General features: G+C 45.8%; 14 protein-coding genes. 12 read left to right on the top strand and 2 right to left on the bottom strand.

The genetic code is table 11. The annotated features are described in order from the left end of the window. Positions 1–58: 58 nt before the first annotated feature. From moaB to KUL49_RS12015, 7 genes are all read left to right on the top strand, one after another. Positions 59–565 carry a molybdenum cofactor biosynthesis protein B gene (moaB, locus tag KUL49_RS12045; protein ID WP_014949775.1) on the top strand — a complete coding sequence of 169 codons (507 nt, stop codon included), beginning with the start codon at positions 59–61 and terminating at the stop codon, positions 563–565. Continuing rightward, positions 562–1,041, top strand: a complete 480-nt coding sequence (moaC, locus tag KUL49_RS12040; RefSeq protein WP_014949774.1) for a cyclic pyranopterin monophosphate synthase MoaC — start codon at positions 562–564, stop codon at positions 1,039–1,041. Before moaB ends, moaC begins: the two co-directional genes overlap by 4 nt. A gap of 164 nt (positions 1,042–1,205) precedes the next feature. Next, positions 1,206–1,454 carry a MoaD/ThiS family protein gene (locus tag KUL49_RS12035; RefSeq protein WP_014949773.1) on the top strand — a complete coding sequence of 83 codons (249 nt, stop codon included), beginning with the start codon at positions 1,206–1,208 and terminating at the stop codon, positions 1,452–1,454. Positions 1,455–1,456: 2 nt separating this feature from the next. Continuing rightward, positions 1,457–1,930: a molybdenum cofactor biosynthesis protein MoaE gene (locus tag KUL49_RS12030; protein WP_131137430.1), complete on the top strand. Its 474-nt coding sequence runs from the start codon at positions 1,457–1,459 to the stop codon at positions 1,928–1,930. Continuing rightward, positions 1,912–3,144: a molybdate ABC transporter substrate-binding protein gene (gene modA, locus KUL49_RS12025; protein ID WP_131137429.1), complete on the top strand. Its 1,233-nt coding sequence runs from the start codon at positions 1,912–1,914 to the stop codon at positions 3,142–3,144. The genes KUL49_RS12030 and modA overlap by 19 nt, the downstream gene beginning before the upstream one ends. A 2-nt stretch (positions 3,145–3,146) precedes the next feature. Further along, a complete protein-coding gene (gene modB, locus KUL49_RS12020) occupies positions 3,147–3,842 on the top strand; it encodes a molybdate ABC transporter permease subunit (RefSeq protein ID WP_014976765.1) in 696 nt (231 codons plus the stop codon). A 1-nt stretch (position 3,843) separates the two neighbouring features. Then, positions 3,844–5,085, top strand: coding sequence for an ATP-binding cassette domain-containing protein (locus KUL49_RS12015; protein WP_131137428.1), 1,242 nt, complete (start codon positions 3,844–3,846; stop codon positions 5,083–5,085). A 2-nt stretch (positions 5,086–5,087) separates the two neighbouring features. On the opposite strand, the gene hemN is transcribed toward KUL49_RS12015, so the two are convergent. Further along, positions 5,088–6,461, bottom strand: a complete 1,374-nt coding sequence (gene hemN / locus KUL49_RS12010; protein ID WP_131137427.1) for an oxygen-independent coproporphyrinogen III oxidase — start codon at positions 6,459–6,461, stop codon at positions 5,088–5,090. A gap of 83 nt (positions 6,462–6,544) precedes the next feature. Between hemN and KUL49_RS12005 the strand changes: the two genes are divergently transcribed. The 3 genes from KUL49_RS12005 to KUL49_RS11995 all read left to right on the top strand — a co-directional run bounded on the left by KUL49_RS12005 (position 6,545) and on the right by KUL49_RS11995 (position 9,141). After that, positions 6,545–7,360 (top strand): SGNH/GDSL hydrolase family protein, encoded by an 816-nt coding sequence (locus KUL49_RS12005; protein ID WP_131137426.1) that lies wholly within the window; start codon positions 6,545–6,547, stop codon positions 7,358–7,360. 83 nt (positions 7,361–7,443) lie between these two features. Then, a complete protein-coding gene (locus tag KUL49_RS12000) occupies positions 7,444–8,121 on the top strand; it encodes a DsbA family oxidoreductase (protein WP_131137425.1) in 678 nt (225 codons plus the stop codon). Positions 8,122–8,148: 27 nt separating this feature from the next. Continuing rightward, a complete protein-coding gene (locus KUL49_RS11995) occupies positions 8,149–9,141 on the top strand; it encodes an XdhC family protein (RefSeq protein WP_131137424.1) in 993 nt (330 codons plus the stop codon). Here the strand turns inward: KUL49_RS11995 and KUL49_RS11990 are convergent. Then, the gene (locus KUL49_RS11990) at positions 9,138–11,780 is read right to left on the bottom strand and encodes a TonB-dependent receptor (RefSeq protein ID WP_131137423.1); all 2,643 of its coding nucleotides are present in this window, start codon (positions 11,778–11,780) and stop codon (positions 9,138–9,140) included. The two genes, KUL49_RS11995 and KUL49_RS11990, sit on opposite strands and share 4 nt — an antisense overlap. A 337-nt stretch (positions 11,781–12,117) precedes the next feature. Between KUL49_RS11990 and KUL49_RS11985 the strand changes: the two genes are divergently transcribed. Together KUL49_RS11985 and KUL49_RS11980 are read left to right on the top strand one after the other, a co-directional pair. Next, positions 12,118–12,804, top strand: coding sequence for a histidine phosphatase family protein (locus tag KUL49_RS11985; protein WP_131137422.1), 687 nt, complete (start codon positions 12,118–12,120; stop codon positions 12,802–12,804). 11 nt (positions 12,805–12,815) lie between these two features. Next, complete coding sequence (locus KUL49_RS11980) at positions 12,816–14,051, top strand: acyl-CoA dehydrogenase family protein (RefSeq protein WP_131137421.1); 1,236 nt, start codon at positions 12,816–12,818, stop codon at positions 14,049–14,051. The last annotated feature ends 5 nt before the right edge of the window (positions 14,052–14,056 follow it).

The raw sequence follows: 14,056 nt of genomic DNA, 5'->3' as shown, positions 1-14,056 counted from the left end.
TTTGGCTGGTACTTTATCAAAAACCGCCAAAATGTCGCATATCAAATTAGGATTTCATATGTCAGTTGTCAGCCAACCCCTTAATATTGCCGTACTCACTATTTCAGATACGCGCACCCTCGAAAACGACAAGTCGGGAGACTACTTGAAAGAGGCGCTTACCTCGGTTGGCCATAACCTTTACGATCGCGATTTGGTGAAAGACGATATTTATCAGCAGCGCGCCGTGGTGTCGAAATGGATTGCCGATAAAAACATTCACGCCGTATTAATTACTGGTGGTACAGGTTTTACCCACCGTGACTCAACGCCAGAGGCCATCAGTGTATTGTTCGATAAAGAAGTCGACGGCTTTGGCGAGCTATTCCGTCAAATTAGCTATGAAGAGATTGGTACATCAACCATTCAGTCTCGCGCGGTTGCGGGCTTTGCTAATAATACGGTTATTTTCTGCTTACCAGGCTCAACAGGCGCGTGTCGTACTGCGTGGGAAAAAATTATTTCTAGCCAGCTTGATGCCGACTTTAGACCGTGTAATTTCGTAAAGCATCTGGTGGAAGCATGAGTACCTTTAGCCATTTAAACGCTGGTGGCGAAGCCAATATGGTCGACGTTAGCGACAAAGACGTTACCAAGCGAGAAGCCACAGCAGAAGGTTTTTTGTACGTAAGCGAAGACGTTATTCGCCAAATCTCTGAATCAAAAATTGCAAAAGGTGATGTATTTGCAGTTGCCCGTGTAGCGGGTATTCAAGGGGCGAAACGCTGCGCCGATCTTATTCCTCTTTGTCACCCATTGGCACTGTCAAAGGTGGATATTAATTTTGACATTCAGGCCGATCAGAATCGAATTCAAGCCACCTGTTATTGTAAGCTAAGCGGTAAAACCGGCGTTGAAATGGAAGCGCTCACGGGTGTAAATGTGGCGCTGTTAACCTTGTTTGATATGTGCAAAGCCATCGACCCTGGCATGCATATGGAAGGGGTACGGGTACTGGAGAAAAAAGGCGGTAAGACAGGCCATTGGCAGTCCGACACCTAGTTTTCACAAAGGCCAGTGAAAGGCCAGTGAGCTAAAAAATGACGTGCATAAAGCGTACACGCACTCAAAAAGCAACGCATTTTAGGCTCAACCCATTTCAGAGGCTTGGCAAGATTAATTAGCGCGCACAAAGCGACCTTAACAACGTAGATAACAGGCAAAGCATGCAGGTAACGGTAAAAACATTCGCACAAACCCGAGAGATCACGGGAGAGGACAATATCGCGCTTCATATAAGCGAGAACAGCACCATTGAGACCGTGATATCGCAGCTTAAAACGCGTAGTGACAAGTGGGCATTAGCACTAGAGGGCAGTGTGCTTACTGCCTGTAATCAAGAGCTTTGCGATCTGCAAACAGTACTTAGCGACGGTGATGAGCTGGCGCTATTTCCACCTGTGACAGGGGGCTAGCTATGTTCGCGCTAGTTCAAGTTGAAGATTTCGACCAAGGAGAGCTTTACGCTAGGCTAAAACAGTCGGCAGATGAAAAGGCCTGCGGCAACACCGGCGCGATTGTTACTTTTACTGGGCTAGTGCGAGATTTTAATAACGTTGGCGACATAGACGGCATCGAATTAGAGCATTACCCGGGCATGACTGAAAAAGCATTAATGCTTCTGGTTGAACAAGCGAGCGAACGCTTTTCACTTAACAGTGCTGGCGCACTGCACAGAGTAGGGCGCATACACAACAACGAGCAAATTGTATGGGTAGGTGCCGCCGCTCCCCACCGCCAGGCGGCGTTTGACGCTGCCTGCTACTTAATGGACATGCTTAAACAGTCGGTACCGCTTTGGAAAAAAGAGTTTAAGGGCGATAAATCTGAATGGGTTGCGGCGAAAGCATCTGACGATAAAGCGGCACTTAAGTGGATGCGCAAAAAGTAATGCTCTTTTCTTTAGCAATGCGACTTTCAAGCTTTGTTAACTTGGCGATGCTTATTTTGGTAAGTGCAAGTACATGTGCAAGTGTAGCCCTAGGCGTTACGGCTTTTTCAAGTTCTGTGGCACAGGCGAGCAGTTTTCAAGCGGCAAATGATAATGTAAATGAAGGGAGCGTTATTAGTGCCGAAAAACAAAACCAGTCAGTAAATTTCAAGCGCGACGAAAAAATTAACGTAGCCGTTGCGGCAAACTTTGCAAAACCGCTGAAGAGTATTGCCGAGCAGTTTACTGAGCTAACCGGCATAGATGTCGCGGTAACGGTATCTTCTAGCGGTACTTTGTATGCGCAAATTCAACATGGTGCTAGCTTCGACGTGTTTCTATCTGCAGATCGAGCTAGGCCGCAAGCGTTGGTGGATAACAACGTAGTTCACCACGGCAATCTGGTGGATTACGCTAAAGGCAAGCTTGCGTTTGTCTATGCTGGCGACTTATCAAGTGAGGCATCACGTGAAACATCCGGTAAAAGGAATTGCGAGCAAATCGCCCGCTCATCTACTGGAGACACAACTGCACAAATAAACGCTCAGCTTACCGATTGCTTGTCGAAGCAGCTTGTTCAATTAATGGAAAACCCTCAAAACAAGGTAGCTATCGCAAACCCTAAACTGGCTCCCTATGGTGATGCTGCGCAACAGGCGTTGCAAAACTTATCCTTATGGCAACAGTTTTTACCTCACAGAGTGATGGGTAAAAACGTGCTACAAACCTTGCAGTTTTATACCACCGGCAGCGTGAAAGGGGCGTTCGTTGCGTACTCATTGGCCTTAGATTTGCCCGCAGACTTATCCTCTAACTTGCCTTCTAATTTTAACAGTGTTGTTAATACCAAAAGCGCCGATACTTTTACGGTTATCGTCCCAGTACCTGAAACCTTGTATCAACCCATCATTCAGTCGTTGGTGGTTAATAGTAAAACGGTAGCTACATTATCTCCGAATCTGTTCGAACCACTTCCAATTAAAAATGCGACAGCGCCAGTTGATGAGACTGTTCTCAAAGGCGACAAAGAGACAACCAGAGCGTTTCGTTTGAGTGACGCTAATGGAGTGTCATCACCCAGCCTGTTCGTACAGTATTTAATGTCGCAAGGGGTGCAGCACAGCTTAATTGAATGGGGTTATGAACCTACCATTGCATCGGGCGTCGGTAACTAAGTATGCTCACAGAATTCTTCGGGGCATCGACACTTGAAGCCATATTACTCACCTTAAAACTGGCCTTTATAACCAGTGGTTTGCTGTTGTTAATCGCATTGCCGCTAGCGTGGTTTTTAGCGAAATGGCAGAGCAAAGCTAAGCCTTTGGTGATGTCGATACTCGCGTTGCCTTTGGTGTTACCGCCAACTGTGCTGGGTTTTTATCTGCTTATTGCTTTTTCGCCGCAAAGTGCGTTGGGGCAGGGATGGCAAAGCCTAACCGGGAGCAATTTAGCATTTAGCTTTGAAGGTTTGGTGTTGGGGTCTGTCATCTACTCCCTACCATTTGCTCTGCAGCCTTTGTACAGCGGCTTTTCACAATTGGATAACCGTTATTTAGATGTAGCAAAAACGCTGGGGTTTTCGGCCTTTGAAGCGTTTATAAAAATAGTGCTTCCTTTAAGCAAAGCGCCCATCGTGGTGGCATTAGGCTTAAGCTTTGCACATACCATAGGCGAGTTTGGCGTAGTGTTAATGATAGGTGGCAATATTCCTGGAGAAACTCAGGTGCTGTCTATCGCGCTATATGAACAGGTAGAAGCGTTGGAATATAACAGTGCACACAACCTTGCGTTGGCCCTTCTTATTTTTTCATTCGTGATGCTCGCGGCGCTCTATCGTTTTAACGGTGTCGCACGAAGTGATGAGGCGCGTTAACATGCAAATATCTGCGCGACTTTCTAATCGCATTAACGCACAAATCTCATTGCAGCCGCAAAGCCGATTCATTGGGATTACCGGTCCATCAGGTGCGGGAAAAAGCAGCTTGTTTCGCGCCCTAGCTGGCGTAGAAAAAAGCGCAGAAGTGCAAACGCCGTGGACCTCTCAAAAGGTCGGCATCGTTTTTCAGCAGCCCATGCTATTTCCCCATACCGATGTGCGCGGTAATTTAGCCCTTGCGCAGCGCCACGCAAGCCCTAATGCAATGTCTATCGATGCGTGTTTGCGCGGCTGTTATTGCGAACATTTAATTGATAAGCCAGTTCAAGCGCTTTCTGGTGGAGAAGCGCAGCGGGTCGCGATTGCGCGTGCGTTGGTCAATGGACCAGATGTGTTATTGCTAGATGAATCGTTAAGCGCAATTGATATCTTCACCCGTCGCAAAATTTACCAGTTTTTGAACAATTTGTGTGTGTCGGGGAAGCTCATATGCCTTGTGATTTCTCACGATTTAGATGACCTTGCCTTGTTCAGCGATGAGTTGGTTTTTATTGACCAAGGCCGCACCGAGCTTTGTGGAAAAACGCGCGATGTTTTGACTCAAGTATTCGAAAAAGAAGGATTTGCGACACCGTCTAGCGTACTTGAGGGATTTAAGGTTACTGCGCAAAGCGACGCACACGACAGCAACCAGTCACAAAACGCCGTTGTCAGCTACAAACACGGTAGCCAAACGCAACAAGATCAAAATGCTCTAACCTTACAAGGCAATGAGCAGTGCCAGTCGGAAAACGGAATTGAGCGCGTTGAGGTAGCGGGGCAAGAGATATTCGTCACTGCAGAATCAGTGTCCTATTTGCCTCAGCAAAGCGGTGAAAAAGTTTCTGTTCGTTTTGCAGTTAAAGCCTGTGATGTAAGCATTGATACCAATACTGCTGACTTTGGCAATGCCAGCACAATCAGTATTTTAAATGCGCTGCCATGTGTTATATCTAGCATCGAACCCGTGGTGAATCCACTCAGTCCCCTGAACGAGCCTGAAAATAACGCCGATACAAAACTCGCAGATACAAAGTTAACTTCTAAAAAGCTAGCGACCGTAAACAGCGCGAAAGTGTTGTTAAAACTTGATGTACTAGGCAGTAACCAAACCCTTTATGCCAGCATTAGCTGTATCTCTCTATCGCGTCTTAAGCTTGATGTAGGGATGCAAGTGATTGCGCGGTTTAAATTGGCCTAGGTTTAAATGGCTTTGGAGTAGCTACTGAGTATTTCACTTGCGTTCAAATAAGCGTCGAAACGCGCACAAATAGCCCGAATGTAAATACGAGCAGACTCTGGCACTCGAATATACCGAGATGTTATTTCGATAAGCCCGTCTTCTTTAAGTTCTTCAAGGTTGTTTAAGGCTGAAGCAAAGTATTCATCAAAAATGATGTGGTGCTTGTCGGCAATTGCTTGCTTGTCTACCGCTAAATTGCACATTAAGCTAGAAATCACGTCTCTGCGAATAAGGTCGTCGACACTTAATGACAGTCCGACTTTCGCATTGGGCAGGTGGTTGTCTAAGCGATGGTAATATTCTTTTAGCTCCTTAGCATTTTGCGCAAAGGCATTACCTACCGTGCTAATGGCTGATACGCCGAACCCTATAAGGTCGGTGTCTCCACGTAAAGTATAGCCTTGAAAGTTGCGGTGAAGCTCGCCTTTATTTTTCGCAATAGCCAGTGAGTCTTTGCTTAAGGCAAAATGATCAAGACCAATCATTTCATAACCTATGTTTGTAAAGCTGTTAACGGCAAGCTTGTAAAGCGCCGCTTTTTCTTCACTACTTGGCAGTGTTTCTTCAGCAAATTTATGCTGCGCTGCGAACCTTTCGGGAAGGTGTGCATAGCTAAAAAGCGAAATACGATCTGGCATCATGGCTTTAGTTGCGGCGATGGTTGATGAAAACGTTTCAATTGACTGATTCGGTAAACCATAAATTAGATCTAAGTTAACTGAGTCGAAACCCAGTGACCGAGCCTCGAATACTAAATCGGCAATGTGAGACGTGCTTTGTATGCGATTTATGGTTTTCTGAACATTATAATCAGTATCTTGTAAACCAAAGCTAATGCGTGTGTAGCCGAGACATTTTAAGTTTTGAAGATAGTGTTTATCGATATTTCTGGGATCTAACTCAATTGACAGTTCAGCACCTGCTTCAAAGGTAAAGTGTTTCTTAAGCAGGTACATTAAATAAGTATGCTGAGTCTCGCTCAAAAAACTGGGTGAACCGCCACCCAAGTGCAGAGAAACTGCACGCCTGCCGTCAGTTAAATAACGCTTAGACAGGATTTCTTTTTCTATGTAATCTAAATATTCGTCCGCTTTTTCATTGTGACGCGTCACCATTTTATTGCAGCCACAGTAGTAGCATAGCGTTTTGCAAAATGGAATGTGCACGTAGAGACTTACTGTCGGCGCTTTTGACACTGCAAGTGCTTGTGGAAGTATGTCATCTTGTAGCGGTTCAAATTTAAGTGCAGTAGGGTAAGAGGTATAGCGAGGAGCATTCAACGCATATTTGGTAATGGTTGATACGGGACGTTGTTGTACGGCAATTATAGTCATATTGGCTCTGCACTTATATGTAGATATCTAGGCGCGAATTCAATTCGATGGTTAAAGCTTAATGGATTGCTTAGGAGGCTGATTTGATCTACTTCAAGGTTTTGGTATTAAACCTGATAATTGTTTTACTTCTTCCAGTCATTTTGCTTCAAGCATTGTGGGTGAGGAAGAAGACCGCTGTACTGCCAGAGCCCGACGGCGAGCGGGTATTAACCTCAGCCGATAGTAAATTGCTATTAACTAATAACGTTTTGGTTATAGGCGATTCTGCTGCCGCTGGTGTTGGTGCAACGACGCAAATGGGGGCACTCACAGGTCTGCTGTACTCAAACCTTGTTAAGCATGGGCCAACGCGAGTGACGTTGAATGCTAAAACAGGTTTTAAAAGTGAAGATGTGCTCAAGCTTCTTCATGAAATGCCTGCCGAGCACTTTTCGTCGGTGCTCGTCTCTATTGGTGTTAACGACGTGACCAAATTTGTACCGTTGAAACGGTGGCGGCAAAACATCGATGCTATGAGTACGCTACTGTCAGATAAATTTGAGTGCGAAACAATATTATTTACTGCGCTACCGCCAATTCATTGCTTTCCAGCGCTTCCGCAACCTTTGCGTGCACTATTAGGTTACCGCGCGTGGTTACTAAACCAAGCTTTGGCTGATAGCGTAACAGCCCGGGCTAACGCAGACATATTATATGTTAGTGCACTTAATGTGGGCGGAACTATGACGGATATTCAGCAAAGTGGTTTGATGGCAGAAGATGGCTTTCATCCCTCCACGAAAGGCTATGAAATATGGGCACACTCAGCCCTTGAAAAACTTTCCACGCTTTACAGGACCACAATGGGCACGACAAAAAAAGTCACAGCAAAAACTGATGTAACTGCGACGAAATAATCGCAGTGTGGGGTTGAAGTTTCTTTTTGTAACCTTATCTAAGCCCTTATATCTTCATGAATTCAAAAAAAGCGAGGCCTATCATGGCAGCAAATGAGCAAGGTGTACAAAGTGCGAACGGTATGCAGAGTGTAACAGTTAATATGGTTTCTGACGTAGTATGTCCATGGTGTATTGTTGGGTACCAGCGTTTGCAAGAAGCCATTAAAACCCTTGATAACATTGAAGTAGATATTAAGTTTCACCCCTTCGAGCTAAACCCCAATATGCCAGAAGACGGGCAAAACCTTCGCGAGCATATAATGGAAAAATACGGCATTAGTGAGCAGCAAAGCGTGGAGAACCGAGCACGACTTGTACAAGCGGGTAAAGAGTTGGGTTTTGCATTTAATTTCACTGACGACTCCCGTATGCAGAATACTTTTAAAGCCCATCAGCTTATTCACTTTGCAGCACAAAACGGCCTTGAAGAAGAAATGAAGCTTAGCTTGTTTAACGCTTACTTCACTGATGGTAAAGACGTGAACGATCTTGGTGTGCTAGTAGAATTGGCCGAGTCTGTGGGCCTCGACAAAACCGAAGCTGAAGCAGTAATTAAAAGTGAAAAATACGCGCAAGCAGTGCGTGAGGAAGAAACTATTTGGATGCAGCGTGGTATTCAGAGTGTACCTACTTTTGTCATTGGTAATCAGGGCGTAGCCGGGGCACAAGAGCCAGCAACATTGGCTGCATTTATTTCCCAAGCGGCATCACAGCAATAAGCAAGTTAAACGGGTGTAGAGGTAGTTATGAGTAATCACGTTAACCATTTGTTGGCCCAGTGGCTTCCACTTAAAAACAAGCACAAATGGGTGCTAGGTTTCATTTTTAAAACCGAAGGCTCATGCTATCGAAAAGCAGGCGCCATGATGTTGTTTAGTGATGCAGGGCATCAGCTAGGTATATTAAGCGGCGGCTGTTTAGAAAGTGACATCGTTAAAAAAGCCCAGCGAGTAATGACCGACGGCGTTAGTCGTACCGCGGTTTACGACGATGAAGATGAAGAAGACATCGCGTTTAAACTTGGTGTTGGATGCGGCGGTGTGGTGCACTTAGCACTCGTACCAGTTAACGAGAGTAACCAGTATTTATCGTTGGATGTGGTTAGCAAAAGCTTATCAAACGGAAAAGCGTGTGAGTGGCGCTGCGCGGTAGACGGTACTTTAGGTGATTGCACGGAATTGGAAGACCATTCTGCTAAACCTAGAAAAGCTGTGCTAGACACCGTTGATGGCAAGCGCATGTTGTCGGTTTTGATGCTGCCGCCTATCCACCTACTTGTTGTTGGAGGTGGGTACGACGCTACCTTTATGACTAAGCTTGCTAGTTTGCAGGGCTATTTAGTAAGTCTTTGGGATCCAAGGCCTGCACAAGCAAGACTTGAACACTTTCCCGAGGTAAATTACTTGATTGAAGATCCGTCTACTGAAGGCTTACGTCTTCACATGGGCGAACATAACATTCAAGCGGCGGTGCTTATGTCCCATCATCGAGAAATTGATGCAAAGGCGCTGCAGGTGCTTAGCAAGCAATCGTTAACCTATACGGCAATGCTCGGGCCACTGCACCGTAAGCAGGAAATTATGGATTTAGCCGGGCTTGGCGATACCAACTTTACTCAGTATTTTGCAAGCCCCGCTGGTTTCGACATTGGTGGTGAGCTACCAGAGCATATAGCACTGTCTGTTATTGCTCAGTGCCATGCGGTGTTTCATACCAAACCTACGCATTTAAAGCGTTAGAAAGACTTTCTGAAGGTAACGCCAAAGCTTCTAGGCGCGCCTGGGTAGGCCATGATCTTTCCGGTTTGTACGGGTACATCAAAGCCACTTCGTGCAACGTACTCTTCATCGAAAACGTTGCGCGACCACGCAATAATTTCGCTATCCCATTGTGGGATAGTGAAACTTACGCGAACGTTAAATAATGAAAAGTCGTCAGCGTATTTGTACGGATCGTTCGCATCATCAAGAAATACGTCGCCCGTGTATTGGTAGTCAATACTGGCGGAGGCAGGATAATTCCCAACTTCGAAATAGTGATTCAGCATAAGAGATAGTGAGTTTTGAGGTTCGAAGCCTACGCGGTCTCCGTCTCTTGAACAGAACGGGTCGTTAGGCTCCACACGGCCCGGATCGTCAATGCCCGTGTGCCACGTGTACGCTACCCAACACGTACCGCGTTTAAACTCATCAAAGTTCGCCAATGTGCGCGACGCAACAGCATGTAATTCGGTGCTTTCTGTCATTAGCCATGTAGCTTCAAGCTCTACGCCTTTCACTATTATATCGCCCGCATTTTGCAGGTTGAACCCCGTTCCGGTAAAGGTCGTCGCCTGAAAGTCGCTAATTTGTGTATAGTGCGCCGCAGCATTTACGCGCACGCCGTATTCTTCAAAGTCGTGTTTAATACCTATTTCGGCACTTCGCGATTTTTCAGCATCAAAAAGCGGGCTAAGCGAAGGTAAAATTCTGTCGGTATTCGTGCCGCCTGCTTTGTACCCTGTGGCAAAGCTTGCGTACGTTAGCGTGTTGTCATTAGGCTGATAAGCCAGTTTTACCGTGCCGGTTAACTGTGAATCATCAAGCTTTTCGTTTAAGTCAGGGCGCGGCATAACCGCTGCAGATCCCAAGAAAAAATATCCCCAGCCCGCTTGTTGAAATGGTGCGATAGCGTTAAGGGATTGTGCTGTAGGGGCTTGTCCCGCCGCTAACGCAGCAGCGATGTTTTGTAACCCAACTATAGCACGACCTGCATCAGGCCATTGCGCTGGGTTTTGACTTAGTCCGTCAATACCAGGCCCTTGCTCATTGTAGGTTCCGACAATCGACTTTTCTTCGCGGGTATAGCGTAAGCCAGTTGTTAAGGTGAAATCACTGTTTAACAGCCAATCCAGCTGAGAAAATAAAGCAATGCTGTCCTGCTCTTGATTGGCGCTGTGTTCGAAAGCAGTACCGGACGGCGCGGATGCTGCAGCAGGCGCAATAAAGCCCGATGTAACTGCAGATAGCTCGTTGATGGCGTTAGCCAAAGGCAGCAAATCGGATGCAGCGGCATTAAAGAACGCACTAAAATCATCTTGCGTGGTAGTATCAAAGGTTAGGTCTAAGTTTTGGCTGTAATAGTAAACACCTATTAAACCGCGCATATCTTCACTGGTGTAATGCAATCTAACTTCTTGAGAAAACGACTGCTGCCTGGCATCGTTAGTGGCAGTAAGAAGGTCCGCATCAGAAAAGTCGGTATCTACCGTATCTAAGCTGTCAAACGCGCGGTACGCGCTTATGCTCACTAAATCCCATGCATTGTTTAAAGCCACATCTACCTGAACTGATAGTCCTTTGTCTTCCATTTTTGAAAGGGGAGCCTGCGACAAGGATGTCTTATAATTATAAAAATCTTCGCGCCCGTAGATGGTGGCGTTGAATGGAGGTTGTAGCAGCAGTGCATCAGTGCCGAATTTACCCGCTATGTCATTAGCTTGAATGTTGTTTTGAAAAGTTAGTGCGCCGCAGCACCGTTCGTCTAGCTCGCCGTAATCGGCAATTAATCTTACACTAACGTTTTCTGTTGGTGTGTAAAGTAGCTGCGCTTTTACCGCAGACCGGTTACGGTTATTTAGGGTTTGTCCGCTGCGCTCGTCGGTAATGAAACCGTCACTGCGCGAACTAAAGCCAGATACTCGCATGGCGAGTACATCGTCGATAAGCGAAAACGACGAGCCAGCGCTTAAACGAACCAAGTTATCATTGCCAATAATAGCCTCAGCAAAGCCATTACGTTCGTCGTGTGAAGGTGCGACCGTAGTTAATGTCATTGCGCCAGCGGCAGTATTCTTTCCGAATAGTGTGCCCTGTGGCCCACGCAACACTTCAATAGATTCAATATCAACTAAGTCGTTAATTAACGCGTTTTGTCTTGCACGGTATACACCATCTACGTATAAACCCACCGAAGACTCGAAGCCGAAGTTTTGTGAAGACGTGCCAATGCCGCGTATTGAAAACCCTGAATTTGTTACGCTTTGATTTTGAAACGCGCCAAAAGCAGGTACGTAGTTTTGCAGGTCAAACACATCTCGGCTAACTGTTTCAACTAGGTCTTGACCTGAAAGCGCAGTGACCGCAACGGGCACATCTTGCAAGTTTTGACTGGTCTTTTGCGCCTGTACAACAATGTGTTCCAGCGCCTTTTTGTTGTGCTGAGTCAATTCAGCATTGTCATTGGCGTAAGTATGGGGAGCTAGGACAAATGAAGATGAAAAAATCGCTGCGATAAACGGCGTGTTGAAGAAGTTGCGTGTTGTGGCATTTGGGGAAGTAGATGTTGCAACAACTGTACATGGATGGGTAGAAGACAAAGCGTGTGTAAGTGACTTCATTTTGGTTCTTTTTATTTTCAAAAGCGGTGGGCTTTAAACAAAATTAATCACGACAAGGTCGCGTCCAAATGCGTACAGTCCTTTACATCCTAAATACGCCAACTTCCCTATGACGTCGTGTAGTGTTTTTTCACTATACAATCTAATGAACATATATTGCACGCATTTGAAGCTATCATGTCAAATTTTGTTCACAACGTTCGAAAAGTGAACAGATGTTTGACAGTGAATAGTTTCACATGATGCATACTCATTCAAAATATCAATTAAACTTATATCGCTGTTTTCCTTAGTATGTTGGTTGAAAGTTAACATATTAATAACATCAGGCAGCGGTATGACAGACATCTATTTAGTGCGACATGGTCAAGCGTCTTTTGGCAAAGCGAACTATGACAAACTTAGTGAACTGGGTGGGCAACAGGCCATTTGGCTTGGTGACTATTTCAAGCATCGCAATGTTGAATTTGATGCAGTTTTCTCTGGCGACATGGTTAGGCATCACGAAACCAGAGAAGGTATTGCCTCGGGTATTGCTACTGAAGACTATACGCTACCTGAAGTTACAGTGAATAGCGCACTGAATGAATTCAACTTTCAGGCAGTGGCTACCGCCTATTTAACACGCTACCCAGAAGCAAAAGTACCTGAAGGTGCTTCGCCTTCTGAATATTACCGATTGCTAAAAAAAGCAATGCTTGCCTGGTCGCAAGACGAATTGGCGCATGAACTCCTTGATGAAACATGGGGTCAGTTCGAAGACAGAGTTCACAGTATGCTCACGCACCTTCAAAGTATAGATGCGAAGCGTGTTCTCGTTGTGAGTTCTGGCGGTGCAATTGCCATGATGCTCAAACACATTCTTGGCTACGATGCGGCCACCGTTGTGAATATGAATTTACAGATCCGAAATGCCAGTTTTTCTCAATGCTTTGCCAATGCGCGAGGCGTTCACCTTAATAACTTCAACAGCGTACCTCACCTGGATGTGATTGACAGGTTACACGCCATTACCTACAGCTAAATGGGGCAGTTATGAACTTTGAATATAATGAAAAGACCCAAGCACTTTTAGAAAAACTAAAAGCGTTTATGAAAGAAGAAGTGTATCCAATTGAAAAGGAATACATTCACGCCGTAGAAAATGGCTCTGCCAACAATGGCGAAGGTCGTTGGAAAACGCCTGAAATGATGCATACATTGAAAAAGCGTGCAAAAGAAGCGGGTCTTTGGAATCTATTTTTACCTGAAGAATATAGGCCATATGGCGCGGGCTTAACTAACGCAGAGTATGCACCACTTTGTGAAGAAATGGGCAGAGTTTTGTTTAGCTCTGAAATCTTCAACTGTAGTGCGCCAGATACTGGCAATATGGAAGTGCTGGCGAAATACGGTAACGAGAGTCAGAAAAAGCAGTGGTTAGAGCCTCTCTTAAACGGGGAAATACGCTCAGCCTTTGCTATGACAGAGCCTGCAGTGGCATCAAGTGACGCGACTAACATCGAAACTTCCATTAAGCGCGATGGCGATGAATACGTTATTAACGGCCGCAAGTGGTACACCAGCGGTGCCATGAATGAAAACTGTAAAATTATGGTGGTAATGGGTAAAACTGATTTCGATGCGCCTCGTCACCAGCAGCAGTCTCAAATCTTGGTTCCTATGGACACCAAAGGTGTAACTATTGTTCGCCCAATGGCTGCAATGGGCTATTACGATGAGCCTGTAGGCCACGCTGAGGTCTTGTTTGAAGACGTGCGTGTACCGGCAGAAAACTTACTGCTTGGTGAAGGGCGTGGTTTTGAAATCGCACAAGGGCGCTTAGGCCCGGGCCGTATTCACCACTGTATGCGTCTTATTGGCTGTGCACAGCGCGCGCTCGATATGGCCTGTGAACGAGTTGAAAGCCGAGTGGCGTTTGGCAAACCGTTGTCAAAACAGCAATCGGTTAGAGAGAGCATTGCGCAGATGCACTGTGATATTGAACAGGCGCGTCTGCTTACGTTGAAAGCGGCTGATAAGATGGATCGCTATGGCAACAAAGTATCGCGCGACCTTATCGCTGCTATCAAAATAGTTGCACCTACTATGGCCTGTAAGGTTATCGACCAAGCCATTCAGATGCACGGCGCTGCAGGTACAAGCCAAGATTTCGTATTGTCTGCCATGTACGCTTATGCGCGTACTATCAAGCTGGCAGATGGCCCTGATCAGGTTCACATGATGCAGTTAGGTCGTAATCTTATTGCTGAAAAAGCAGTCGCTGAATAAGTCAG

The organism is Alteromonas sp. KUL17 (genome assembly GCF_006538305.1).
Taxonomy (GTDB): Bacteria; Pseudomonadota; Gammaproteobacteria; order Enterobacterales; family Alteromonadaceae; genus Alteromonas; species Alteromonas macleodii.
This window is presented reverse-complemented; position numbering and strand designations above follow the sequence as displayed.

What these genes read in the sequence shown, in the direction of transcription:
- moaB (WP_014949775.1), top strand. Translation starts at nt 59, where the DNA reads ATGTCAGTTGTCAGCCAACCCCTTAATATTGCCGTACTCACTATTTCA.
- moaC (WP_014949774.1), top strand. Translation starts at nt 562, where the DNA reads ATGAGTACCTTTAGCCATTTAAACGCTGGTGGCGAAGCCAATATGGTC.
- KUL49_RS12035 (WP_014949773.1), top strand. Translation starts at nt 1,206, where the DNA reads ATGCAGGTAACGGTAAAAACATTCGCACAAACCCGAGAGATCACGGGA.
- KUL49_RS12030 (WP_131137430.1), top strand. Translation starts at nt 1,457, where the DNA reads ATGTTCGCGCTAGTTCAAGTTGAAGATTTCGACCAAGGAGAGCTTTAC.
- modB (WP_014976765.1), top strand. Translation starts at nt 3,147, where the DNA reads ATGCTCACAGAATTCTTCGGGGCATCGACACTTGAAGCCATATTACTC.
- KUL49_RS12015 (WP_131137428.1), top strand. Translation starts at nt 3,844, where the DNA reads ATGCAAATATCTGCGCGACTTTCTAATCGCATTAACGCACAAATCTCA.
- hemN (WP_131137427.1), bottom strand. Translation starts at nt 6,461, where the DNA reads ATGACTATAATTGCCGTACAACAACGTCCCGTATCAACCATTACCAAA.
- KUL49_RS12000 (WP_131137425.1), top strand. Translation starts at nt 7,444, where the DNA reads ATGGCAGCAAATGAGCAAGGTGTACAAAGTGCGAACGGTATGCAGAGT.
- KUL49_RS11995 (WP_131137424.1), top strand. Translation starts at nt 8,149, where the DNA reads ATGAGTAATCACGTTAACCATTTGTTGGCCCAGTGGCTTCCACTTAAA.
- KUL49_RS11990 (WP_131137423.1), bottom strand. Translation starts at nt 11,780, where the DNA reads ATGAAGTCACTTACACACGCTTTGTCTTCTACCCATCCATGTACAGTT.
- KUL49_RS11985 (WP_131137422.1), top strand. Translation starts at nt 12,118, where the DNA reads ATGACAGACATCTATTTAGTGCGACATGGTCAAGCGTCTTTTGGCAAA.
- KUL49_RS11980 (WP_131137421.1), top strand. Translation starts at nt 12,816, where the DNA reads ATGAACTTTGAATATAATGAAAAGACCCAAGCACTTTTAGAAAAACTA.